At 44.9% G+C, this 24,993-nt stretch carries 18 protein-coding genes; 15 read left to right on the plus strand and 3 right to left on the minus strand.

Annotated features, from left to right (window positions below; genetic code table 11):
• Window positions 1-47 precede the first annotated feature (47 nt).
• The 11 genes from AC59IL_RS36390 (at window position 48) to AC59IL_RS36440 (ending at window position 17,923) form a co-directional block, all read left to right on the plus strand.
• On the plus strand, window positions 48-401 hold the full coding sequence (locus tag AC59IL_RS36390; protein WP_496557167.1) for a VOC family protein: 354 nt from the start codon (window positions 48-50) through the stop codon (window positions 399-401).
• Window positions 402-896: 495 nt separating this feature from the next.
• Window positions 897-4,073: a SusC/RagA family TonB-linked outer membrane protein gene (locus tag AC59IL_RS36395; protein ID WP_496557168.1), complete on the plus strand. Its 3,177-nt coding sequence runs from the start codon at window positions 897-899 to the stop codon at window positions 4,071-4,073.
• 24 nt (window positions 4,074-4,097) lie between these two features.
• The gene (locus AC59IL_RS36400) at window positions 4,098-5,591 is read left to right on the plus strand and encodes a RagB/SusD family nutrient uptake outer membrane protein (protein WP_496557169.1); all 1,494 of its coding nucleotides are present in this window, start codon (window positions 4,098-4,100) and stop codon (window positions 5,589-5,591) included.
• An 83-nt stretch (window positions 5,592-5,674) separates the two neighbouring features.
• Complete coding sequence (locus tag AC59IL_RS36405) at window positions 5,675-6,631, plus strand: hypothetical protein (RefSeq protein WP_496557170.1); 957 nt, start codon at window positions 5,675-5,677, stop codon at window positions 6,629-6,631.
• A 174-nt stretch (window positions 6,632-6,805) separates the two neighbouring features.
• A complete protein-coding gene (locus AC59IL_RS36410) occupies window positions 6,806-8,659 on the plus strand; it encodes an arylsulfatase (protein WP_496557171.1) in 1,854 nt (617 codons plus the stop codon).
• Window positions 8,660-9,038: 379 nt separating this feature from the next.
• Window positions 9,039-9,173, plus strand: coding sequence for a hypothetical protein (locus tag AC59IL_RS36415; RefSeq protein ID WP_496557172.1), 135 nt, complete (start codon window positions 9,039-9,041; stop codon window positions 9,171-9,173).
• A gap of 120 nt (window positions 9,174-9,293) precedes the next feature.
• A complete protein-coding gene (locus AC59IL_RS36420) occupies window positions 9,294-9,878 on the plus strand; it encodes an RNA polymerase sigma-70 factor (RefSeq protein ID WP_496557173.1) in 585 nt (194 codons plus the stop codon).
• A 166-nt stretch (window positions 9,879-10,044) separates the two neighbouring features.
• A complete protein-coding gene (locus AC59IL_RS36425; protein WP_496557174.1) occupies window positions 10,045-11,289 on the plus strand; it encodes a FecR family protein in 1,245 nt (414 codons plus the stop codon).
• Between the two features lie 127 nt (window positions 11,290-11,416).
• The gene (locus tag AC59IL_RS36430; protein ID WP_496557175.1) at window positions 11,417-14,869 is read left to right on the plus strand and encodes a TonB-dependent receptor; all 3,453 of its coding nucleotides are present in this window, start codon (window positions 11,417-11,419) and stop codon (window positions 14,867-14,869) included.
• Window positions 14,870-14,890: 21 nt separating this feature from the next.
• Entirely contained in the window at window positions 14,891-16,525 is a 1,635-nt protein-coding gene (locus AC59IL_RS36435) for a RagB/SusD family nutrient uptake outer membrane protein (RefSeq protein WP_496557176.1), read from the plus strand.
• Between the two features lie 69 nt (window positions 16,526-16,594).
• Window positions 16,595-17,923 (plus strand): glycan-binding surface protein, encoded by a 1,329-nt coding sequence (locus AC59IL_RS36440; protein ID WP_496557177.1) that lies wholly within the window; start codon window positions 16,595-16,597, stop codon window positions 17,921-17,923.
• Here the strand turns inward: AC59IL_RS36440 and AC59IL_RS36445 are convergent.
• Complete coding sequence (locus AC59IL_RS36445) at window positions 17,905-18,138, minus strand: hypothetical protein (RefSeq protein WP_496557178.1); 234 nt, start codon at window positions 18,136-18,138, stop codon at window positions 17,905-17,907. The two genes, AC59IL_RS36440 and AC59IL_RS36445, sit on opposite strands and share 19 nt — an antisense overlap.
• Between AC59IL_RS36445 and AC59IL_RS36450 the strand changes: the two genes are divergently transcribed.
• A complete protein-coding gene (locus AC59IL_RS36450) occupies window positions 18,113-19,345 on the plus strand; it encodes a glycoside hydrolase (protein WP_496557179.1) in 1,233 nt (410 codons plus the stop codon). The genes AC59IL_RS36445 and AC59IL_RS36450 overlap by 26 nt on opposite strands.
• A gap of 3 nt (window positions 19,346-19,348) precedes the next feature.
• Here the strand turns inward: AC59IL_RS36450 and AC59IL_RS36455 are convergent, their stop codons facing one another.
• Entirely contained in the window at window positions 19,349-19,861 is a 513-nt protein-coding gene (locus tag AC59IL_RS36455; RefSeq protein ID WP_496557180.1) for a hypothetical protein, read from the minus strand.
• Between the two features lie 22 nt (window positions 19,862-19,883).
• Complete coding sequence (locus AC59IL_RS36460) at window positions 19,884-20,237, minus strand: LytR/AlgR family response regulator transcription factor (protein ID WP_496557181.1); 354 nt, start codon at window positions 20,235-20,237, stop codon at window positions 19,884-19,886.
• A gap of 357 nt (window positions 20,238-20,594) precedes the next feature.
• Here AC59IL_RS36460 and AC59IL_RS36465 point away from each other — a divergent pair, with 357 nt between their 5' ends.
• From AC59IL_RS36465 to AC59IL_RS36475, 3 genes are all read left to right on the plus strand, one after another.
• Window positions 20,595-21,161 carry a hypothetical protein gene (locus tag AC59IL_RS36465; RefSeq protein ID WP_496557182.1) on the plus strand — a complete coding sequence of 189 codons (567 nt, stop codon included), beginning with the start codon at window positions 20,595-20,597 and terminating at the stop codon, window positions 21,159-21,161.
• Window positions 21,162-21,507: 346 nt separating this feature from the next.
• A complete protein-coding gene (locus AC59IL_RS36470; protein ID WP_496557183.1) occupies window positions 21,508-23,874 on the plus strand; it encodes a hypothetical protein in 2,367 nt (788 codons plus the stop codon).
• 1 nt (window position 23,875) lies between these two features.
• A complete protein-coding gene (locus AC59IL_RS36475; RefSeq protein ID WP_496557184.1) occupies window positions 23,876-24,991 on the plus strand; it encodes a hypothetical protein in 1,116 nt (371 codons plus the stop codon).
• The last annotated feature ends 2 nt before the right edge of the window (window positions 24,992-24,993 follow it).

A 24,993-nucleotide genomic window follows, 5' to 3' on the forward strand; every position in this document is an offset into this window, starting at 1 on the left:
ATATTTTGTGCCCGCTCTAATGCTAAAACCTTATAATTTAAATAAAAATGAAATTTATATCTCTCCAGCCGTTTGTACCCTCGGGGCACGATTATGAGAAATCGAAACAACTGTTTCAGGAACTGGGCTTTTCCATTACCTGGGATGCAGGAGGGTATGTGGGTTTTGAAAAAGACGGGTGTAAATTCATTTTGCAGCATTATGACAATGTTGAGTTCGCCCAAAATTTTATGCTGACTGTTAACGTAAGCAATGTGGATGAGTTCAGGAATTATGTCCTTGAAAAAAAGCTGCCTGAGCAATTTGGCATCAGAGTAAGTGCTGTAACAAATCAACCTTACGGTAAAGAAGTTAATATTATTGATATAGCCGGTGTTTGCTGGCATTTTGTTGAATCATAGATCCATCAACACCGGTCACTAACAGCCTCCATCTTTCATTGCAAAGAAAATTTTCTTCATAAATACCTACTAATTTGGTAGACTAATAATTTACTCTATATTTGCAGCAGGATTGTTAAAGTTGTGTGTTAAGTCTGTTCGGGCTAATACACTGCTGACTATTTTACCAATAACTAAAAATGTTATGGGAGCATCACCAACTACACAAATAAGGTTTTATGGCAGTATTCTTTTGAAAGAATGTTGCTGTTGTTGCCGCTAATTATATTCTCCTTTTAAGCACCATTTATTTTATCCTGATCAACATTGCCTGCACTAAGCACCCCTGAACCCACAGTATAACTAAGAGAGAACAGAGATAAACTATAGCAGAAACATAAAAAAACGGGGCCGGCCAGGTTGGCCGGTCCCGTAAGATGGAATGAAATCAGCGCAGTAACGCCAATCACTTACTGATTTTCATTCTGATTACATTAACGATAAAACATCATTAACATGAATCCGTTTCAAAGGTATAAAAAATACCTTACAGGTAATGTATTGCCGGTTAGCAACCCCGTTCGTATTACCCGGCATTCCTTTCGCCTTGTAGCTATTTTTCTTACAACATTAATGTACATTTCAGCAGGCGCCCAGAACAATAACAACGTGTTACTGGTAGGAAGAGTTATCGACGAAAAAACAAAAGATCCTTTACCGGGCGCTGTAATACATATTAAAGGAACCACGCACAACGTGGTGGCCGATGAAGAAGGCAACTTTACATTTATAACCGGTCAAAAGGTACCGGTTGTTTATGAAGTGAGCCACGTTGGGTACGAAACCCGCGAGGTGCAGGTAAACAGCTACGGGCACATCGATATAAAATTAAAAGGAAACAATGCACAGCTCAGCGATGTGGTTGTGGTAGGATATGGAACACAAAGGCGAAGCGATGTTGCCGGTTCGGTAACCACTGTGCCTAAGAATTTACTCAGTCAACCGGCTGCTTCTTTCGATAACCTGTTGCAGGGAGCGGTACCCGGCGTTGCAGTTACCCAAAGCTCGGGTCAGCCGGGTAGTACGGCAACCATCAGGGTGCGCGGAGGCAACTCAATCAGTTTTGGTAATGAACCATTGTATGTAATCGATGGATTCATTATTTATAACAATAACAATTATACCAATACAGGTGCATCGAACGGGACCAGCGTAAATGCGCTGAGCACTATTAACCCGAGCGATATTGAGTCGATAGAAATATTAAAGGATGCCGCCGCTACTGCTATTTATGGTTCGCATGGCGCCAATGGCGTAGTGCTTATTACTACGCGCAGGGGAAAAAAGGGAGCCGATGAAGTTAATTATAGTGCTTATTACGGCACGCAACGGGTGGCTAAAAAGCTTGATTTATTAAATGCATCGCAATGGGCATCCCTGGTAAATGATATTAATGTCAGTGATGGAAATCCCAAAACATTCAGCGATTCGGCCATTGCTGCGCTGGGATCGGGATCCGACTGGCAGAGCGCTGCTCTCAGGAATGCGCCTCAACAAAACCACGAATTATCTATTGCGGGCGGCGACGATAAATCGCGTTATCTTATTTCAGGAAATTATTTTGATCAGAAGGGTATTGTATTGAATTCAGGCTTTAAAAGATATTCGGCCCGTATTAACTACGAAAGAAATGTAAGCGATCGCTTTAAAGTAGCCACCAATGTTTTTGGCAGCCGTTCAACAGAAGATAAATTACCGGGCAGCACCTATAACAGCATTAACTTTAGTGGCGCTTATCCTTCTTTAATATTGTCTTCACCGGTGTCGGCGATAAAAAATGCCGATGGCACGTATAATACCACCAGTTCATATACCACTACGCCTACCAACCCGCTGCAGGATATTGTAGCCACTACCAATCGCACCTATGTTACCCGTGTGCTGGGAAGCGCTTCGGCCGAATATAAAATAGTAAAGGAACTGGTGCTGAAAGTAACCGGTGGCGTTGATCTGTTAACTACCAAACAAAATTATTATGCACCTACGTACACGGGTTCTCCGGCAGGAGGATCAACGGGGTATGCTGCCGGCGGCTACGGTTCCGTTGGTTCGGCAACGGCCGTATCGTGGTTAAACGAAAATACACTTACCTGGGACCATGCTTTTAATAACACTCATTTTGTAAATATACTGGCAGGGTACACTACCCAGTTTGCCAAAGATGAATCGGCCGTGGCCAGTGCGCAGAAATTTCCCAACGACCTTGCCAGCTTCAATAACCTGGCCTATGCAGGAACAGCCGTATTGCCATTGTCGGATGCTCATCAGTCGACCATGAATTCATTTCTGGCACGCGTGAATTATTCATACCTGCATAAGTATAATATTACTTTGTCTGAACGCGCCGATGGTTCTTCGAAATTAGGGGCAAACAATAAATGGGGATATTTTCCTTCAATAGGTTTTTCATGGAACATCAGTAAAGAAGAATTCTTCAGTCGGTTCGACAGGTATGTGAGCAATCTGAAGTTGCGGCTGACCGCCGGTAGAACCGGTAATTCTGAAGTACCACCCTACAGTTCGCTCGCAGCACTGGCGCCCACCAATTATTATTTTAACAGCACACTGGTAACAGGTATATCGCCTGTTCAGCTGGCTAACCCCGATTTAAAATGGGAAACAACCACCCAATATAATGCAGGTGTTGATCTTGGTTTATTCAACAACCGCATTAATATAACCTTCGATGCGTATTATAAAAAGACCACCGATCTGCTGTTGTATGTGCCATTTCCCCTGTATACCGGTTATGCCAGTCAGCTCGAGAATGTGGGCAGTGTAGAAAACAAAGGTATTGAGCTGGCCATTAATACCGATAATATCAAAAGCGCAGCCTTTACCTGGCGCTCAACGATCATTTTTGCCGCCAACAGAAATAAGGTGTTAAGTCTGGGTACAACCTCCAGTTACTTTCCGCTGGCGGCCACCGGGCAGGTTTCTCCCGTAATTGTACAGGTAGGCCTTCCTGTTGGAACATTCTGGGGATACAGCACCAATGGTTTGCTCACTGCAGATGATATTGCCAAAGGCGTTCCCTTGCTGGCCGGCGTATCGCAACAGGTGGGTGATACCAAATATATTGATTGGGATAACAGCAAAACAATTACTACAGCCGATAAACACAACCTCGGAAGCGCACAACCCAAATTCACCGGTAGCATTTCGAATACGCTTACGTGGAAAAAATTCGATCTCACTTTCTTTTTACAGGGATCGTATGGTAACAAACTGTTCAACCTGTTGCAGCAAAAGCTCGAAATACCAACTTTGTCGCTGAATGCATCTGCCGCTTTATTGAACAGGTACAGCAGCACCAACCCCAATGGTACGGTAGCCAAAGCAACCAATTCACCGGTACCGCAGGTAACAGATCGCTATATTGAAGATGCTTCGTATTTAAAATTGAAGAACATTACATTCGGCTATAATTTTTCAAAGAGCCTCAGCTCAAAGATCAGGGCAAAGAACCTGCGGGTATATGTTTCGGCCCAAAACCTGTTCACCATCACAAAATACACAGGCTATAATCCCGAAGTGAATTTTTACGATAACGACAATACCAAACAGGGCATTGACTATGGCATTTATCCTGCAACCAGAACCTTTCTTGCGGGGTTGAATATTACTTTCTAACAACATCATTTAAAATATTGAGCAATGAACAATACAGGTATAAAAATACCGGCAGCATTTATAGTGGCAACAGGTTTGTTTTTATCGTGCAATAAGCTGACCGAAGATCCAAACTCCATAACAGTATCAGGCCAGTTTTATAAAACATCATCCGACGCCATTGCGGCTGTATCGGCTGTTTACAGCACATTGAACAGCGACCCTGCTGCCGACTTTCCCATATACGGCCGCAACCTGAACCTGTTGATCGGCAGCGGAAGCGATGACCAGGTGTTTAGTCCTTCCAATACCAATCCCGATGTGCGTGCCCTGGGTACCGCCACCTATGTAGCCAGTAACGACCGCATCAAAAAGAACTGGCAGCAACATTATTATGGCATCAGCAGGGCCAATGTTGCCATCGACAACATACCTGCCATTGCCATGGATACAACCCTTCGTTCACGGCTGGTGCGGGAATCAAAATTTATAAGGGCCCTGTTGTATTTTAACCTGGTTCGTTTACATGGCGCCGTTCCATTGATACTGCACGACCCGACCACTGTTGATGTAAGCAAACTGAAAACAGGCAGGGCATCGAAAGACAGCGTATACCAGCAAATAATCAACGATCTGGCCGATGCCACCAATTTGCCCAAATCGTATACAGGCGCCGATATAGGACGTGTAACCAGCGGCGGCGCGCATGCCCTGCTGGCCAAAGTATATGTAAACCGCAGGGATTGGTCCAACGCATTAGCTGAATTGCAAAAGGTAATAACTGCCGGAACTTTTACAGGAGCAACCGGTATATACGGATACAGCCTGTTTGCCAGTTATAAAGATGCTTTTCAGAAAGCAACCAAGAACGGTGCAGAGCATATTTTTTCGGTACAGTTCGAAACCAACCTCGGCGCCAAAAACAGTACACAGTTTTTAAGCAGTGGCGATTTTAATTCGTTTAACCCGGCTGTTTATCCCGGTGATATTCCTGCCGACAGCACCTTGTATCAATTGTTCGATGCGGCTGATACACGCCGGACGGTTACATTTTTTACCACACAGTACAATGCGGCCACGGGCCAAACAGTCAATTACGGGGCGCCGCGTTTTGCCAAGTTTATCGATTATAGTTTGTCGCCCATAACCAACCAGGCGCAAAGCGGCGTCAACTTCCCGGTTATCCGTTACGCAGATATATTACTGTTATATGCCGAAACCCTGAATGAAATCAATGGCGGCCCTACGGTCGATGCTTATGCGGCCATCAATAGAGTAAGAACAAGGGCCAATATAGCTGAGTTGACTCCTGCATTAAGTCAGGCCGGCTTCAGAGACTCCATTTTTCTGGAAAGAAGAAAAGAGTTCATACAGGAAGCCAACCGCTGGTTCGATTTATCAAGACGGGGCGGCAGTTATTTATACGATGCCTTAAAAAAGCTGCCCGCCAAAACCGGCGCTGCGCTGAAGGATACGTTGTATCCGATTCCGCAGGTGGAGATTGATTTGGCGGGGTTATCACAAAACGCCGGATGGTAAGTCCTGAGCGTAGTCGAAGGAGTACACCATATATCCTGAGCGTAGTCGAAGGATCGAAGGGACGATTTAATAAAACAATTTGTATGAAAAATATATTCTTCTTTACCATGCTGTTTTGGACAGCATTCCAGGCAGAAGCACAAAACGCTTCAGCCACAAAAGTTATAAAAGTAACAGGCACACGGCTTACGCATCCGTTGGTGCAAAAATGGATAGATGAATACACCAGGCTCCACAAAAACGTAACCATTGTATTAAGCAGTAAAATACCGGCAGACAGCGCTGATATTTTGATCGCTTCGTACGCTTTGAAACCCGGTAATATAAAAGAGGACCGGGGTAGTATTGCTTTAGCTCAGTATGTGCAGTTGCCGGTGATTAATAAAAACAGCAGCAGGGTTACAACATTGCAGTCAACAGGATTTAGTGATGCCGATTTCAAACGCGTGTATTTCGACGATACCACCAATAATGCCTTTTACCATTTTTCAGTATACAAACGCGAAAAACCTGCCTGTGCTTCCATTGCCTTTGCCAATCACTTTGGCAATGAGCAAAAAGATATAAAAGGCACCGGTGTTGCAGGCGATGATAAAGACCTGCTGAATGCCGTTAAAAGAGATACCAATGGCATCAGCTACAACAACCTCGGTTTTATTTACGATATCAAAACACGCAGGATTGTCGATAGCATAGCGATTGTTCCCATCGACTTTAATGAGAACGGACGCATTGATGCGGGTGAACAGATTTACGGCACGCTCGATAAGGTGCTCGACTTCGCCGAAAAAACAAAGAACCCCAAATTGCTGATCGAAAATGTGAACGTGATATTTCGTAAAAGTCCGGCCGAAAAAGAAGTGCTCGGTTTTCTGCAATGGGTAATTGCCAAAGGTCAGCAGTACAACCATGCCTATGGGTTCATCAATCTCGCTGCTTCAACTGTACAATCCGAAACAAAACTGCTTACATCCTTTACGGCTGTGCATAGCTGTATTCCTTCGGGGCAGTTCCTTAAGAGCAGGTTAGCTGCCCGATGAAATCGGAAGTCTGAAGTCTGAAGTCCGAAGTCTGAAGTCCGAAGTAGGATGTACGAGATTGCAGGAACGAGGTATGATTGAACAACGGGTTCTTCTGATATCTGACATCTGACTTCTGACTTCAGATCCCCGAACCCGAAATCAAACAATTTATCACACAAACAATAATACAATATGAGTATTCACAGAATAACAAAGAGAGTGCTTGCCGCTTCATTGATGGTAGGTGCAGGCGCCGTTGCAGTACAGGCGCAAACGGCTCCGCAGGCTTATCAGGGCGTAGTAGGTAAAACCTATGCCGAATCAAAAGAATGGTGGCCCGCACCGGTGAAAGCGCCGGCCGGTTCACCCAATATTGTATGGATATTACTCGATGATGTTGGCTTTGGCGCATCTACCGCTTTCGGCGGACTGATCAATACGCCTACATTCGACAGTTTGGCCAACCAGGGATTGAGGTATACCAACTTTCATACATCAGCAATATGCGCACCTACCCGCGCGGCTTTATTAACCGGGCGCAACCAGCATTACGTGCACATGGGCGGATTTGCGCACACTGCCTTATCGGCCGGCTTTCCCGGTTATGACGGAAGAATACCATCCGATAAAGGCACCATTGGCGAAATATTGCGCGAAAACGGATATAACACATTTGCCGTTGGTAAATGGGGTGTAACGCCCGATGAAGATGCTACCGATGCCGGTCCGTTCGACCGCTGGCCATCCGGTAAAGGATTTGATCGTTTCTTTGGCTTTTTAGGATCACAAACCGATCAGTACAAACCCGACCTGGTAGAAGACAATTCGCATGTAACACCCGATGGCAGAAATCTGAACGAACAAATTACGGATAAGGCCATTAGTTATATCGACAAACAAAAAAAGGCAGCGCCCGATAAACCCTTCTTTTTGTATTACGCACCCGGCGCCACCCATGCGCCACACCAGGTGAGTGCCGAATGGAGCGATCTGTATAAAGGTAAATTCGATGAAGGCTGGGATGTGTATCGCGAAAAGGTGATCGCCAGTCAAAAGAAACTCGGTGTTATTCCTGCCAATGCACAGTTGCCTGCACGTAACCAGAATGTAAAAGCATGGAGTACGCTTACACCCGATCAGAAGAAAGTGTATGCCCGTTTTATGGAAGTGTATGCAGGTTATCTTACCTATATCGACAACCAGGTAGGACGGCTGATCAATTATTTAAAAGATAGTAAGCAACTCGACAACACGCTGGTGGTTGTGATCATTGGCGACAATGGCGCCAGCAAGGAAGGCACCTTTCAGGGTGTGCTTAACCGTGGCCCGTTGGGTGGTAAAGTGAACGAAGATGAAATATTCAAAACCAATCTCGAAAAGATAGGGGAGATCGGAACGCCATCGGGTTCACAAACCAATTATCCGCTCGGTTGGGCGCAGGCAGCCAATACGCCTTTCAAATACTGGAAGCAGGATGCCAATTCAGAAGGCGGCACCCATAACCCGCTGATCGTTTTCTATCCCAAAGGCATAAAAGACAAAGGCGGCATCAGAAATCAGTACGGACATGTAATTGATATATTGCCAACTACAATTGAATTTGCAGGTCTGAACTTGCCTGAAACTATCAAAGGAATTAAGCAGGATACCTTACAGGGCACTTCGCTGTTCTATTCGGTTGCCGATGCAAAAGCGCCTTCGCGTCATGCCGATCAGTATTATTATATTTTCGGTTCACGCGCTATTTATAAAGATGGCTGGAAGGCAGCTGCCGCACATCATCCTGATTACATCGATATAAATGTATTGCCCGGTAAAGATTCGGTTGCCCGCAACTTTGATAAAGATGTTTGGGAGCTGTATAATTTAAACGAAGATTTTAATGAGCGTGTTGACCTGGCAAAGAAGTATCCTGAAAAATTAAAAGAGTTGCAGGATCTGTTCGATGCACAGGCAAAAAAATACCATATCTATCCCCTGATCGACTGGGATGATGTGGTGAAACGCAGACTGCACAAAATAAATCAGCCTGCTTCAACGGATTAACGGGACGGAAGCCTTTATCCGGGAATTGCCTCCAATCCCGTTAGGGATCAGATGTGGGTAGAAAAAAACGTATCGTTTTATATGATCCCGTAGGGACGAGATCTGGAGTAGCGGCCAAATTGATTTTAATTTTTGGTTGTGCCTGACGCCATCTGTAAACAACAGATGGCGTTTGTATTTTTTACCAATTTTGTCGCCTAAACAAATTGATTATAAATAAGTGTAATATATACCATTTTTGCACACTTTTACTACAATCGCTTACAAGCCTGATAATAAGGATACTAATACATTTTTGAAAAAATATATTGTAATCGGTTGCATTCTTTCAAAATCTCATTAATTTAGTCGTCAGATAGACACTTAAAACTAACGACCCATGCTGCCGAAAATGATTGCTGAACCGGTGCTTTACCGTTGCCTGTTGCAGGCCCTCTATTATGTACCTGCTGTTGCTTACCTCGGGTTATATAAATTACCAACCATCTTTTTAAAAACACCGCCTGATCTTTAATGGCCCTGCGCCGGATTATTATATAACAGTTCTTTCATTTTCCATTAGCCTGCTATCAACCTTATCACCCGTATCATTTTTTCATGATCCTATTTCAACTATAAACTTAAAACAGTGGGTGTGTATCATACGTATTCAGATCAGGAGCTTGTTCAACTGGTTGCAGGCAACGATCAGCATGCATTTGAGCAGCTGTATGAACGCCATTGGTTTGAATTGTATCAATGCGGTTTTGCCATTTTACACGATAAGGATGCTGTTAAAGATATTGTGCAGGATGTATTTGTATGGCTTTGGGAAAATCGCACTACCCTGAACGTAACCTATGTAAAAGCCTATCTTAAAGCAGCCGTACGGTTTAAAGTGGCCAACTACATTCGCAACGGAAATATTCATGATCATGTAATTGATGAATTAACAAAAATTCCTGTTCATACCCTCGCCGCCACCAGTGAAGAACTTATTGAATTAAAAGAGCTGCAACAGGTGATCCACGATTCAATTTTACAATTACCCGATAAATGCCGCGAAGTTTACCGGCTTAGCAGGGAAGAAGGTTTAACCAACCGCGAAATAGCCGAACGCCTCGGTATTTCGGTTAAAACCGTAGAAGCCCAGATGTCTATAGCATTAAAACGTATACGAACAAGGCTTGGTCTGCGGCTGGTGGGAATGCTTATTCTGGCTAATATTTTGGGATTTTGAGATTTAGAGATTTTGTGATTTCCTTATACGGTATCACCAGAACAAATCTCAATATCCCAAAATCTCAAAATCAGAAATTGTTGCTGTTCATCTTGCTCAAAATTTTTTTTCCCTCCTTTTAGGGGTAAGCTCCCTCTCATGTGCCAAAGTAATACGACATAAAACCATGACAAAGGAAGAAATACAAAGGCTTGCGGAGAAAATTGTATCCGGAACAGCAACGGAGGAGGAAATAATTCAGTACAACCGCCTGTGCAATTTTGCCGAACTGGCCAATAGCGATTCAACAGGAATACCGGCCAATGAAAAAGCCGAACTGGAGCGTGCTTTAAAAAAAAGTATTATCCGGCAAATAGGCGGGGGCAGGGTGTACAGGATGAGGTGGTTGAAGTTTACGGCTGCAGCAGCTATCGTATTGCTGCTGGCCGGCGGTGGCTATGTTTTTCTTTTCCGTTCCGGTAATTCCATACCGGCCTATGCCCATCAAAGCAAACAGCCGCTTACCAACGATGCATTGCCCGGTACGCAGGGCGCTGTGTTAACGCTGGCGAACGGACGACAGATCATTCTGGATAGTGCTGCCAACGGCGCACTCGCCAGTGAAGACGGCGCACAGGTAATAAAGAAAAACGGACAGGTTGTATATGATGCGCAAAATGCGTCGGATGCAATGGCCTGGAACACGATGACCACGCCGTTGGGTCGCCAATATCAGCTCACATTATCAGATGGAACAGCCGTTTGGTTAAATGCAGGTTCTTCTATCACCTATCCGGTTGTATTTACCGGAAAGCATAGAATCGTGAAGGTTACCGGAGAAGTATATTTTGAGGTAAAGCCCCTAACCGCCAAAGGAGAACATGAGAAAATGCCATTTACAGTACAAATTGTTACCGCTAAGGGCGATGGTGGTGAGGTAACGGTACTCGGCACGCACTTTAACATAAATGCCTATGATGATGAAGCTGCCATTAAAACAACATTACTCGAAGGTTCAGTAAAAGTCGTCAATGGTTCCCGCCCTGCGGGATCAATGGTGAATAAAAATCACAATAATTATCAGGAGGCAATATTAAAGCCCGGAGAGCAGGTATCGATATCCCAAACATCCCCCGCGCGACCGGACGGTCGTTCGGGCGGGCAACTATCCCAACCCATCCCAGTCCAGACAGAAGAGGTAATGGCCTGGAAGAACGGACGATTTCTTTTTTCGGGTACGGATATTGGTCAGCTTATGCGGCAGATAGCACGCTGGTACGATGTGGAAGTAGTGTATGATAAAGAAGTAAAGGATATTTTTTATGCCGAGATCCCGCGCAATACCAAACTGTCGGATGTATTGAAGGCGCTGGAATTAACCGGCAAGGTGCATTTTGTTATTGAGGGAAAGAGGATCATTGTGAAACCCTGAAGAGATGGCCAAAGAGCAATTTCCCGCTTCCCGCCGCAGGCGGGAAACAAACGATTTATATAATTAACATACCGAAACTATGCCTGTTAACGATTGTTATGGCCTGGTGCATAAACTTCAGCATGCCATGAAAAAAAATTTGCCCGCTATGAAATTAACCGTTGTATGGTTGCTTGCCACTATGCTTACCGCCTGGGGCCGCGGTGATGCGCAACAAATTACCCTTTCGCAAAAGAACGTTCCATTGCAAACGGTCTTTCAGGAATTGAAGCGACAAACAGGCTTCACGTTTGTTTACACGCAGGCCATCATTCAAAAAGCCAAAAGAGTTACCCTTAATGTAAAGAATGCTTCGCTCGACGACGTTTTAACCCTATGCTTCAGAGAACAGCCGCTCACTTATTCGATCGTAAATAAAATGGTTGTGATCAAAGAGAAGGAAGAAGTACGATTTGCCAGTGCCGAAATTAAACCCGAAACAGCCGATATAATTATAACCGGCCGGGTATTGAGCGACAGCGGCCGGGTGATAATGGGCGCTTCGGTAACAATAGTAGGCAGTACTAAAGGAGTACCTACCGGTGCAGATGGTAAATTCAGTATTGAAGTATCGCTGAACGCAACCATTGCAATATCGGCCATCGGGTACGAAACAAGATTAATAAAGATCATTTCCGGTGCACCGCTCGAGATCAGACTGAGTGCCGTTTCGCAAAATCTTGATCAGATCATCGTTATCGGTTACGGAACGCAGCGACGATCTGATTTAACCGGAGCCGTTGGTTCGGTAAATTCAGCTACTATCGAAAAATCGGGCGTAACATCAATTGATCAGGTGCTGCAGGGGCGTGTTGCAGGTGTGCAAATGACGCAGAATACAGGTTTACCCGGCGGCGGTTCGAGTATACAGATACGTGGGTTAAGCTCGGTGAATTCTACCAACGAACCCATTTTTGTTATCGACGGCGTGATCATCAGTTCAGGTACCGGAAGCTATAGCAGTAATGCCTTTTCAGCCATTAACCCCAACGATATTGAAACCATCGATGTTTTAAAAGATGCATCGGCCACCGCTATCTATGGCGCACAGGGCGCCAACGGGGTGATCATCATTACCACCAAAAAAGGTAAACCCGGTCCGCCACGGCTTGCCTTCGATGCCAAATACGGAAAACAAAGTTTACCGAAGTATCTGGCAATGACAAGCCTGCAGGAATATGCGCAACACCTGAACGAATATAATACGTTGAAAGGATGGCCTATAAATGATTATTTTGCCAATCCATCATTATTGTCAACAGGTACCAACTGGCAAAAAGAAATATTCAGGCCCGCATCTTTGCAAAACTATAACCTGTCGGTTTCGGGCGGCAATGAAATAACAACCTACCGCATTTCGGGTAACTATCTTAAGCAGGATGGCGTAGCCAGCGGTTCGGGTTTTGATCGCATTACGGCTTCGGGAAATATCGATACCAAACTGAAGTCGTGGGCTAAAATGGGAGGGGCCATGACCCTTAGCAGAACAAGTCAGATCATTACCATTGCCGATTGGGACCTGATCAACTCGGCAGTACGGCAATCGCCATCGGTACCGGCACGCAACCTCGATGGAACTTATGGAGGACCCGAAGACCCGAATGATGCCTTATCCAATCCATTGGCCTTATCCAAATTATTAGACAAAGGAAATAAACGAATCGGCATACGCGGCAACGTGTATCTCGAAATTAAACCCATCAGCGCGTTATCGGTAAGAACTGAATTTGCTACCGATCTTGGCGAGGAAATGACGCATTCTTTTATTCCTACCTATAAACTCGGCGGCCGCTACAACAGCGAGATCACCAATCAGCAAACGCAGCGGTATTCGAATAACTGGAGCTGGCGCAACGTGGTCACGTATAACCCGGTAATTGGTAAACTGCATACGCTGAATGCTATGCTTGGTCAGGAGCTTACAGAACGAACTTACAATTATATTTATGCGAAACGGCGCGGCGGCAGCAACCAGCTGCAGGACATCGATGCGGGTGATGCGCTTACTGCAGAGAACGGTGGTAATACCGGCCGGGCGTCTTATGCTTCCTTTTTCGGCCGGGCGTTTTATTCGTTCCGTAACCGGTATATGATAACAGCCACCCTGCGTTATGACGGCTCATCGAATTTTGCCGAGGGGCATAAATGGGGCGTGTTTCCGTCAACTGCTCTTGCATGGAAAATAAGTGATGAACCTTTCTTCAGAAATATAAGAACCATCAATAACCTGAAGCTGCGGCTGGGTTATGGTAAAGTGGGTAACAGTAATATCAGGCAATTTGCATATACCGCCAATATTGCCAACGTGCCCACCATATGGGGTAACGGCGCGCTGATCGCCAACGTGCCTAATCCCGAAGTAACCTGGGAAAGCACCCAGTCGTATAACCTTGGCCTTGACCTGAGCCTGCTGAACAACCGTATTGAACTGGTTGCTGATGTATACTTAAAACGTACCGACAATTTATTGCTTGAACTAACATTGCCAGGCATTACCGGTGCGCAACAGGGCGGTCCTCCGGGATCGGCCAGTGCGCCATGGGCCAATGTGGGTTCCCTGCAGAACAAGGGCATTGAATTGTCGGTAAACGCTACCAATTACAAAACGCGGGATTTTACCTGGATGTCGAACGTTGTGTTCACGCTGAACAGGAACAAAATACTGAAGCTGAATGCCGAATCGGCCTTTATCAATAAAACCTATCAGCTGTCGGGCACTACGTATATAGTTAGCCGTACCGAAGCAGGCCGCAGCATAGGTGAGTTCTGGGGGTATAAAGCGACCGGCCGCATTAATTCGGCAGATGACATTTACGACAAAAACGGCCAGCAAAAAATTGCTATTCCTGAAAAACAAAAGATCGATAAGAACAATGGTATATGGGTGGGCGATCTTATCTGGGACGATTACAATCACGACGGCGTTATTAACCAGGACGATCGCCAGTATCTTGGAAGTCCGCTGCCATTGTTTACCTATGGTTTTGGCAACACCTTTGTTTACAAAAATTTCGACCTGAATATATTTTTCACCGGTACTTATGGCAACAAAGTGCTGAACTTTCTGAACCTCGCTATTGACGATCCCAATACTACCGGCAACATTACCCGGCGCGCCGGAATAGATTATGCCCACCTTGGTTTGAAAGATCCCAATGGAACGGCTACAGATATATACAATGTGTATGTGTCAGGGGGCGATGGGTCTATGCCGCGCATGTCGTTAAACGATGTAAACAGCAACAACCGGTTATCGTCGAGGTTTGTTGAAGACGGTTCTTTTCTGCGCCTGCAGAATGTTAGCTTAGCGTATACATTTTCTAAAAAAACTTTTGCCCGGCTGGGCATGAATAACGTGCGGGTGTATGTGAATGCGCAAAATGTATACACGTTTACAAAATACAGCGGGTACGATCCCGAAGTAGGTATGACCAAAGATCAGTATTCGGCCACCAGCCAGAACGCCCTGTTAAACGGTGTTGATCCCGGTCGTTACCCAACCCCGCGCAGTTTTACAATCGGTCTTTCCCTTGGTTTATAATTGAATTATATAATGATTGCTATGAAACGTATTATAAGCATATTATTAGCAGCCATGGTGATGATGCCATTCACCGGCTGCAAAAAATTCCTTGAAACAAAATCGAGCAGCCAGGCAACGCTTGAAAATTATTTTACTACGGTGCAGGAATGCCGTGCTGCCACCGGCGCCCTGTACAACAAAGTATGGTACCAGTTCAGCAGCCAGTTTTATTTTGATTTTGGCGACGGGCGCGGTAACAACCTGTTCACACCGTATACACCGGGACAATCATACATACGGTTAACCGAAACCGGTGAAACTTCTTCGTTGCCACAGGCGTGGAATTCGCTGTACCTGGTGATTACACAGGCCGATTATGTGTTGAATAACCTCGATAAAGCGCTTCAATACAATGTTGCGTTAAAAGATATAAATGCCTGCAAGGCCGAAGCAAGGTTTATGCGCGGACTGGCCTACTGGTATATGGGTTCGGTATGGGGCAATGTTCCCATCATTGAAGATCCTGCCGCCACGTCGAAAAACTTTAAGGTAAAACCCAATTTCTTTGAAGATGTATTGCAGTATGCGATCCTTGATCTTGAATTTGCCACAGCTAATTTGCCGGCCACCGATGATAAAGGAAGGATAACAAAATACAGCGCCCTGGGCATATTGTCCCGTTTATATATAACCGCCGCCTGCTATGCCCGTGGCAACCGATTTTCGGGCCGGTATACCAAAACGGCACAGGACTATTATGATCTGGCAAAAGCCGCAGCCAAACAGGTATGCGAAGCGCCCAATTATAGCCTGATGGCCGATTATGAGCAATTATTCCGTCCGCAGAATAATAACAACTCCGAATCATTATTCGCCCTGCAGTTTGTACCCGCCTCATCGGAATATGGCGTGGGTAACCGTAATCAGGACTGGCTGGCTTACAGTACCACGCTTACCGATGGGTTGCCTGCTTATGGTATTTATGTTTATGCTTCAGGCGAACTGGTGAAGCTGATGCACGACAGGGGAGAGTTGAAACGCAAAAAAGCAACCTTCTTTTATCCCGGTGCGGTGTATGATTATATTGGCACCCATACAACAGACGGCAAATGGATTGTTACAGGCGCTAATGCAGTGCGATACCCCAATATTAAAAAACATGTGGTCGGCAGTAAAAAAGATACCGATGGCATGGCCATCAGCGGTAATTCGGGTTTAGCTGCACCCATGCTTCGGCTTGCCGAAGTGTATTTGCTGTATGCCGAAGCTATACTTGGATCACAATCATCCACAACCGATGCCGATGCATTGAAATATTTTAACCTTGTACGCAAAAGAGCCGGACTGGCAGATGTAACTGCTATTACGCTGGCCGACATATGGGATGAGCGCCGCTGTGAGCTGGCGCTGGAAGGACAGTTCTGGTACGATATGGTGCGCCGCGCCTATTGGGACCAGGCCTGGGTGCTTGATTACATGAACCATCAGCGCCGCTCGGAGTATTATTACTACCTGAGCGGTACGGCGCCCAATGGTTTTGTATGGAGGAATATTACCGACGGACAGGAACAAAACCAGGCAACGGCCGACCGGTTGCTGTTGCCGTATCCTGCCAATGAACTGATATTGAATCCCGCATTAAAAGAAGAACCTGTTCCTTTTGAATTTAAATAGCCGTATACGAAGGGGAGCCATCTTATAAAAGGTGGCTCACCCCATACGGCAGCCAATAAAATGAACAATATGAAAATTATATATAGCATTTCAATAACTACTGCACTGATCTGTGGCGTGATCATGGCAGGATTTTTATCGTGCAGAAAAGATCTTCCCGCAGGCGCATCCAAAAAGATTGTGGTGGATAGCGTTACCCTGCACAACGCCACTACTACTACAACCATTGTAACGAAAATAAGTTTGGGAGCCATCATCCGTATCAATGGTTCGGGTTTTTCAACGGCAAAAGCTGTTTACCTCAACGGCATAAAGGCAACTGTAAATCCCAATTATGTAACCGAGCATAACATTATTCTGAATATTCCGTCTACGCTTCCGTATGGCAGTGATGTGGCCGATGCATCGTTGCGCAATACCATTCGCATTGTTACCGAATACGATGACTATACTTTCCATTTTCCGATATTAGGCCCTGCGCCTGTTGTCTCTGATGTGTCGCACGCATTGCCCCGTGCAGGAGAAAATCTGCAAATCTATGGTTCAAACTTACGTGATATAGATTCTGTTGTACTGCCGGGCAATGTGGTGCTTACTTCGGGACAGTTTCAGTTAAGCAGCGACTATACCAAGATCACGCTCACTGTTCCGCCCAATGCTGTTACTACGCCCGGCGGTATTTACGTGCATGGCGATAACGGGCAGGCATATGGCTATAATTATATGAACCGCAGCCAATGCGTGTTCATACAAAAATTTGCCTTAGATACTTCTGTAACCGGCGGTACCGGCGATTGCTACCAGCGCGCTTACAATTATGGCACTACCATTTCGGGTAATCAAACCGCTCTGCTGCCGGCAACAGGCGACGGACACAAGAACCCCGACACGTACCGTCAGGTGCCTGCTACGGTCAGCGATGTGGCCATTGATCAAACAGCCGGTGGCTTCGACTTCCGTACCTGTCCGGCCATTACTTCGGTGCTGAATACATCCAATGGCGCCATTACACCTGCGTCGGCCTGTAACAACCTGGCGTTGCAATTTGATATGTACATACCGGTTGACTGGTCGAGCGGCTTCATTCGTTTTGAGTTTGTGAAAGGCAGCACCGACTGGCGTTATACGTATGCGCCGTGGGCCGTGAATGGCAGTGTAGTGCCTGTAAAAATGAATGGCTGGCAAACCGTAACCATGCCGCTGAGCGCCTTCAAGGCATTGAATGGAAAAACCTATCAATACCTGATGGACCAGGCGCCCACCAAAGGCGGGTTCTTCGGATTTATCAATAGTGCGTATACTGATGCCAGTGGCAAAGTGCTGGCCGCAGCAGTTATAAAGAGTTTTCAGTTGTCGTTCGGCAACTTTCGTATAGTACCCTATGTAAAAACGAAATAGGTTACCAGTTGCCGGATACCGGATACCGGATACCGGATACCGGATGCCGGATGCCGGATACCGGATACCGGTTGCCAGGTACCGGGTAACAGGTAACAGGTAACAGGTAACAGGTAACAGGTAACAGGTAACTGGTAACTGGTACCCTGTACCTTATGCCCGTACGTTATTTCTTTCAAATAAAGTAATATGAATAAACTGCTTCTACTTTCCATACCCGTTTGTTTAATTATTTTTTCGTGCGATAAGAAAAATGATGAAACAACAACAACCGATGAGCAACTGGCGCCGGTAGCTAAAATTGATATGAATGCCGTACAGCAAACGATCAAAGGGTTTGGCGGCGCCACTGTTTTTCGACCCGATTTGTCAGATGCCGATGTTAGTACCTTGTTCGGCAATGCCAACGACAACCAGCTTGGTTTGAGCATTCTTCGCATACGCGTAAATCCATACGGAAATACCCAATGGGCCACCGAATTATCGAATGCCAAAAGGGCCAAAGCCCAGGGCGCGCTTATAATGGCAACGCCCTGGTCGCCCCCGGCATCTATGAAAACCAATAACAACACTACCGGAGGCCGGTTGAGCACTTCTTCCTATGCCGACTATGCCGCATACCTCAAAAGCTTTGCCGATTACATGAGCGTCAACGGCGCCGAACTATATGCATTGTCGATACAAAACGAACCCGATATTCAGGTGGGTTATGAATCCTGTGATTACTATGCACAGGAAATGATAAACCTTATTAAAAACAATACATTCGATTGGGGTAATACAAAGCTCATGGCGCCCGAATCGTTCCAGTTTCGCCAGCCTTTTTCCGATTCCATTTTAAACGATGCGGCCGCTGCTGCCAAAGTGGGCATCATAGGCGGACATATCTACGGCGGCGGATTGAAAAAAAATGATCTGGCCATTAGTAAGGGAAAAGAGGTATGGATGACAGAACATCTCGATACCTTAACCACCTGGACGTCGATAATGGCCACAGCCAAAGAGATACACGACTGTATGGCGGTAGCTAACTATAATGCTTATTTGTGGTGGTATGTAAAACGGTTTTATGGTCCCATCGATGAAGGCGGACAAATTACCAAACGCGGTTATGTAATGGCGCAGTTTTCAAAATACATCCGGCAGGGATACCAGCGGGTGGATGCGGCAAGTCCGTATACCGATGTGTACATAAGCGCCTACAAAGGCAATGGCAAAGCGGTGATCGTTGCTGTAAATACAGCCAATACCGAAAAGCGAATACGTATGTACATGCCAGGTACAACGACCTTTACATCGTTTACGCCACATATAACATCAGCCACTAAAAATCTTACAGCAGAAACAGCGGTAAATGTAAGCGACAGCGGCTTTTTTTATAATCTACCCGCTTCGTCGGTTGCAACGTTTGTGTCGAATTAGATTTTATTCGCGCAGCCACTTAAGCATTTGCGGATAAACAGGTTCGCCGTTTTGTGCGCGGCCGGGTTCAATGGTCATGTTGCACCATTGCAGCATAGGTGTTCCGAAATACCTGCCTGCTTTAAAATTTTCAACGATCGAATGGCTACCGCCCTGGTAGCCGTTTTCGTGAAATAAGATATGCAGGTCGAGGTTCAGGTGCAGGCAGGCGGCATACGACCAGGCGATGGCCATCATTTCTTCCGACTCGCGGTTTTCGCTGTTAACGATCGCCTGCTGATCGAGCTGCGGCCGCATGGCGGCGGGCACTACGGCAATATGTCCGGCTTCGTGCAATATATCACCTTCATGCAGCAGCGCTTCGGTATCAACAACAATACAGCCATTTTCGATAAGCAACCCCGGTAAAAAGCTGCCGCTATCGATTTTTCTGAACAGGGTAGTGATGCCGATGCTGTTGAGGAAGTTAATGCATTGGGTGAGGATAGTGGTGGTTTCGGTATCGTTGTAAATCATTTTTTCATTTGCATTTTAGGTTTTACTCTCCGGCGTCGATTGATGCCGTATCAAGAATTACGACCTGTTCTACGAACTCAGCATAATATTTTTTTGAAACGGGCAATTCAAAATCGGGTATCGATTCAAAAGTAACGGATTCCCTGCCCACTTTGTCGATATAATCAACCGATACGGCATAGGAGCGGTGTATGCGAAGAAATTTGCTTTCGGGCAGCAGGTTCAGGGCTGCATCGAGTGTTATTCGTACGTAATGAAAATCATCGGGCGTGTGAAATTTGGTGTAATTGTTTGATGCTTCGAGGAATAAGATTTCATCGAGATTTATTTTTTTCAGCAGTCCGTCTTTCCTGTAAAAAAAATGTTGTTTTGGCATAGCGATCAGTTTTGGATTTTCAGGTAAATCGGTTAGGTAAATGATTGATAGCCAAATATACTATTTTGGTTATATGAGCAAAAACAAAACTTTACGGATAGGCACAGGAGGTATGGGCCATCCTTGTGCGATGGATGTGCAATCCTTGTGTCAAAATAGCTTTTTTCCCAATGAAGGGTACATGTTTCACACAAGGTTCACACAAGGATGAGGCTATTCACCCCAGGTTTTATCGAAGCCCACCACATATTTAGGTAGAGCCCACCACATTCTTTGCTTACAGGTTTTCGCACTTGTTATTTTTGTGCTGTTGATTTGATTATTCACCAAATTTTTGAACATGAAAAAATTATACTCATGGCAAACATAAACGACAACCTGCTTATTCGTGGAGCAAGGGGTAATGTAGGTAAACAATTCGTTTACCGTAAACGCGGAAATAAAACTTTAATCGGGCCAATGCCCGTTATGAAAGATGCAGCGCCTACTGCCAAACAGGAAAAAATGCGTGATCTGTTTGCAGCTGCTTCGGCATATGCCAAAGGTGTTATCGCTGATGCAGAGCTGAAAATGTTGTACGGCAAAAAGGTAACCCCCGGTACAACAGCCTATAACATGGCATTCAAAGATTTTCTGAAAGCGCCGGAAGTAACAGCCATCAATACCGAAAAATACAACGGAACGCCCGGTTCAATCATCGTTATTGTTGCAATTGACGATTTCAGAGTGGCTGAAGTTACAGTGAGTATTCGCACGGCCGAAGGCATATTGATCGAAGAAGGCAATGCCATACTGAATCCCATCAACAGAGATAAATGGATGTATACGGCCAGGCAAAGTAATGCTTCGTTAAACGGTACTGTTATCAACGTTACAGCGCGCGATTTACCGGGTAATTCAGGGGGGCTTGCGGTTACTGTTTAAGAACGTTGTTTTGACACGAATTCCCATCCGCACCGCATATTCAATCCTGTGAAAATGAAAGGAGTATATTTTTTTGAAATGTGTTAGACCCATATTTACACAGTTTTTTATGAGGAAAAAAACATTTTTGGTATAGGAAAAAATTATAGTTTTACCGCGTTGATGACTGTTATACAAACATCAGTTAGCTTGTTTGTTGCCTTTTGTACCACATAATTGCCTCTATAATTAATTGATACTTGCCAGTGTAAACGATATTCCGCAAAAGGAAAGCGAATTCCTGCGTAATTCATTACGCTATACTAAATACTAATTAAAGCCTTAACCCCTTTAACCCTAAACCGGCATGGCCCGTTCCTGTGCTCGATACAGGCATCTTTTGCTCTGTACCCACATTACTTTTGTATTGCACTTATGTGCCTATACTGCCTTTGGGCAATCGCCGGTGAGCTCGGTACCTCAGCTACCCAGAACCGATACAATACACTTATTCAGCAAAAAAACAGATTCATTACCGGCCCGCTTTCCGAAAATTTCAAGGGATACTATTAAACCTATAGCTATTGCTGCAGGGAAAAATATGCTGTTTGCCTTAAAGCAACAAAAGCAAACTGTTGCTCAAAATCTGCATAATAAATTTAATTCTGCAGTTGGTGCATTAAAAATGCCAAAGAAAGATTCGGTACCTGTCGATTTCAAATATCCCTTCCGCAAATTATTGTTTGCAAAGCCTGCGTTCAGGATCAATGGGGGTATGGTGGCTTATAATATCAATTACCGGTCGATCATCGATACTCCATATGCCGAAAAAGATATTGTGCAACATAATGTCACAGGCCGGTTGAATTTTACTATAGGCAATCATTTTCCTCTTCAGGTAAACTATTGGATCAGGCAAAGCAATTCGGCATTTTTCAGAAATATCTATGATGTACAGGTTGCTTTCAATGGCAATGATTTTCATAACAGGTTAAAAACCGACTTGCAGGGAAGGTTACTCGCTTTGGCGCCGGCCATCAAAGATTCACTGACCGAAAAATTGTACAATATTAAACAGGGCCAATTAATCAACCTGAACAATGAATTAAAAACGGTCTTTCACCCGCAAAAGATCATTGAGGCGAATGAGATACTAAAAGTTCCTAAAATTACCTGGAACGGCGAATTGCCGGATAGTGTGAATGTGAAACAGGAAGATTCAATAAAAAAGGCAGCAGCATTTTATCTGCAACAATATAACGATACAAAAAACAAATATGCTGCGTTGCATGGCGAGGTTGATTCGCTCAAAAAAAAGAACGATGAAAACCTGGAAAAAATAAAGCGGTACCGGCAAATGGTATCGGGCAACTGGAACGACATACAATCGGCGCGGTCATGGAAAAATAAATTGCAGGAGTATGGCATGGAACATGTTGAAATTCCGGCAAAATACCGGTGGTTGTTAGGAATAAAAAGTTTCAGCATAGGCCGCAGCCCCGTTAATTACAGCGAACTCACCGCTAAGAATATAAGCGTAAACGGTATCAATGTTGAATATAATTCGTGGTACTATTTTGCCGCCACAGCCGGAACTGTCAATTATCGCTTTCGTGATTTTGTAGTAAAAGGGTTCAACCGAAAACCTCAGTTCCTGTACCTGGTGCGTGCAGGGATCGGGCGGCTCGAAAAAAATTATTTTATCCTATCGGCATTCAGGGGACAAAAGCAATTATTCGCCGGCAGCAGCAGCGGTTCTACGATTCGCATATCGGGCATCAGCGCCGAAAGCCGCTGGGCATTGAACCGAACTACCTATTTAACTGCCGAGGTAGCCAAATCAATTGCTCCCGATTACCGCAATAATCCGCCTGAAGCCGGTGATAAGCTAACGTTTGCCAACAAAAACAACCAGGCAGTTGCATTTCACCTGTTTTCAGAAGTGCCGGTAACCAAATCAAAGATTGATGTATTTTATAAGAAAACGGGCGCCAACTATCAGTCATTCAGCAGCTATACCACCAATGCTGCTATGGAAAGCTGGTATATAAAAACCGATCAGCCTTTTTTTAAAAGAAAGCTGCGCATAGCGGCCTCTATACGTCAAAATGAATTTTCAAATCCTTTTATTGTTCAAACGTACAAAGCCAATACGATCTTTAAAAGTATTTCTGCCACATTGCGTGTTCGCAAATGGCCGGTAATTACAATGGCTTATCAGCCGCTATCGCAATTGACCAAAGCCGGCGACCAGGTGTTTGAAAACCGGTTTCAAACTTTTAATGCCACTGCATTTCACCTATACACTATAAAGCAGCTCAGGCTAAGTACAACCGTTATGCTGAATAAGTTTTACAACAACAGTTCCGATACGGGGTATATGTTTTACAATGCCACGAATAGTTATCTGGCGCAAAGTTTCTTTTTTAATGCATTTACAGCCAATGTAGCCACTTCATATACCAAAAATACCAGCTATACACTGCAGGTGCTCGATGGAAGCATTCAGCCAAATATTCCGGGATTGGGCACGGTAGGGGCAGGCATTAAAATAAGTAATCTCAATCATTCCATTATAAAAGCGGGCGGCTACGTAACAGCCAATATTCATATTCATAAACAGGATATGTTGTTTATCAGTTACGAGCATGGCTACCTGCCTGGGAATGCCGGGGGCCTGGTGCGAAATGAAATGGGCACCGTTCAATTTATAAAGACATTTAATTTCAGATAGTATGAAAAGAAAATTATTGCTGGCGATTGTATTAATGACAGGTTGGTGCCTGCACGCACAGGTAGTTGTTACGTTGCAGTTGCCGCCATTGGGCCTTACGGTTAAACCGCAATTATGGAATATGTCGCTGGTGAATACAACCGGCGCGCCCATGACGGTGCAGGTGCAAATGGTAATGACCGATGTAGTTACAAGTGCAACTGTATTATCGGGAACTACTCCTGTAATTTCATTGGCGCCAGGCGCTAATAATATAACAGCTGCAACTGTTTCACCGGTTACTTATAATGCAGGTTCGGGTTATGCTATAGATCCTAATCCCAATGGCTTTTTGCCGGTGGGTGCTTATAACATTTGTTATATAGTAACCAAATACACAAGCGATATTCAGGAACAACTGGCCGAAGAATGTATAGCTGCCGAAGTTGAACCTATCAGTCCGCCCCAATTGATGCAGCCCGGCGATAGTGATCGCGTATTGTTCAGGCGTCCATTTTTTACCTGGCTGCCACCGACGCCCTATAATACATTCAGCAATTTGTTGTACGACTATCTGCTTGTAGAGGTACAACCAACCCAAAGCGCTGCTGATGCCATTCAGCAAAATATTCCGGTATTGGTTCAGTCGAATCTGGCCTATACCAGTTTACAATATCCCTTATCGATGCCAGAGCTCGATACAGGTAAAGTATATGCCTGGCGCGTGACCGCGAAAAATAACAGCTCACCCATTGCCAATAGCGAGATCTGGAGTTTTCGTATTCAGCAATCTGGCACCGATACTTTCAACGCTCCCAACAAAGGCGCTTATGCCGAAATACGAAGAGAGCAGGACGCTTCCTATATCATCACGGGTAATGTATTGCGTTTCCGCTATCTGCATGAAATGAACAGCAATACGGCGCATATGCAACTTACCGATATCAGTACGGCAGGTCATCAGCAGGTATCGCTCGATTCAACTGAACTGGCGGTTAAGTACGGTGCTAATTATATCGATCTGGATATAGGCAGTAATACTGATATAACCGATCGCCATATGTATATACTGGAGCTTACCAATGCAAAAGGTGAACATTGGTTTTTAAAATTTGAGTACCGGAAACCACAGGAATAATA

The organism is Niastella sp. sgz303648 (assembly GCF_059587045.1).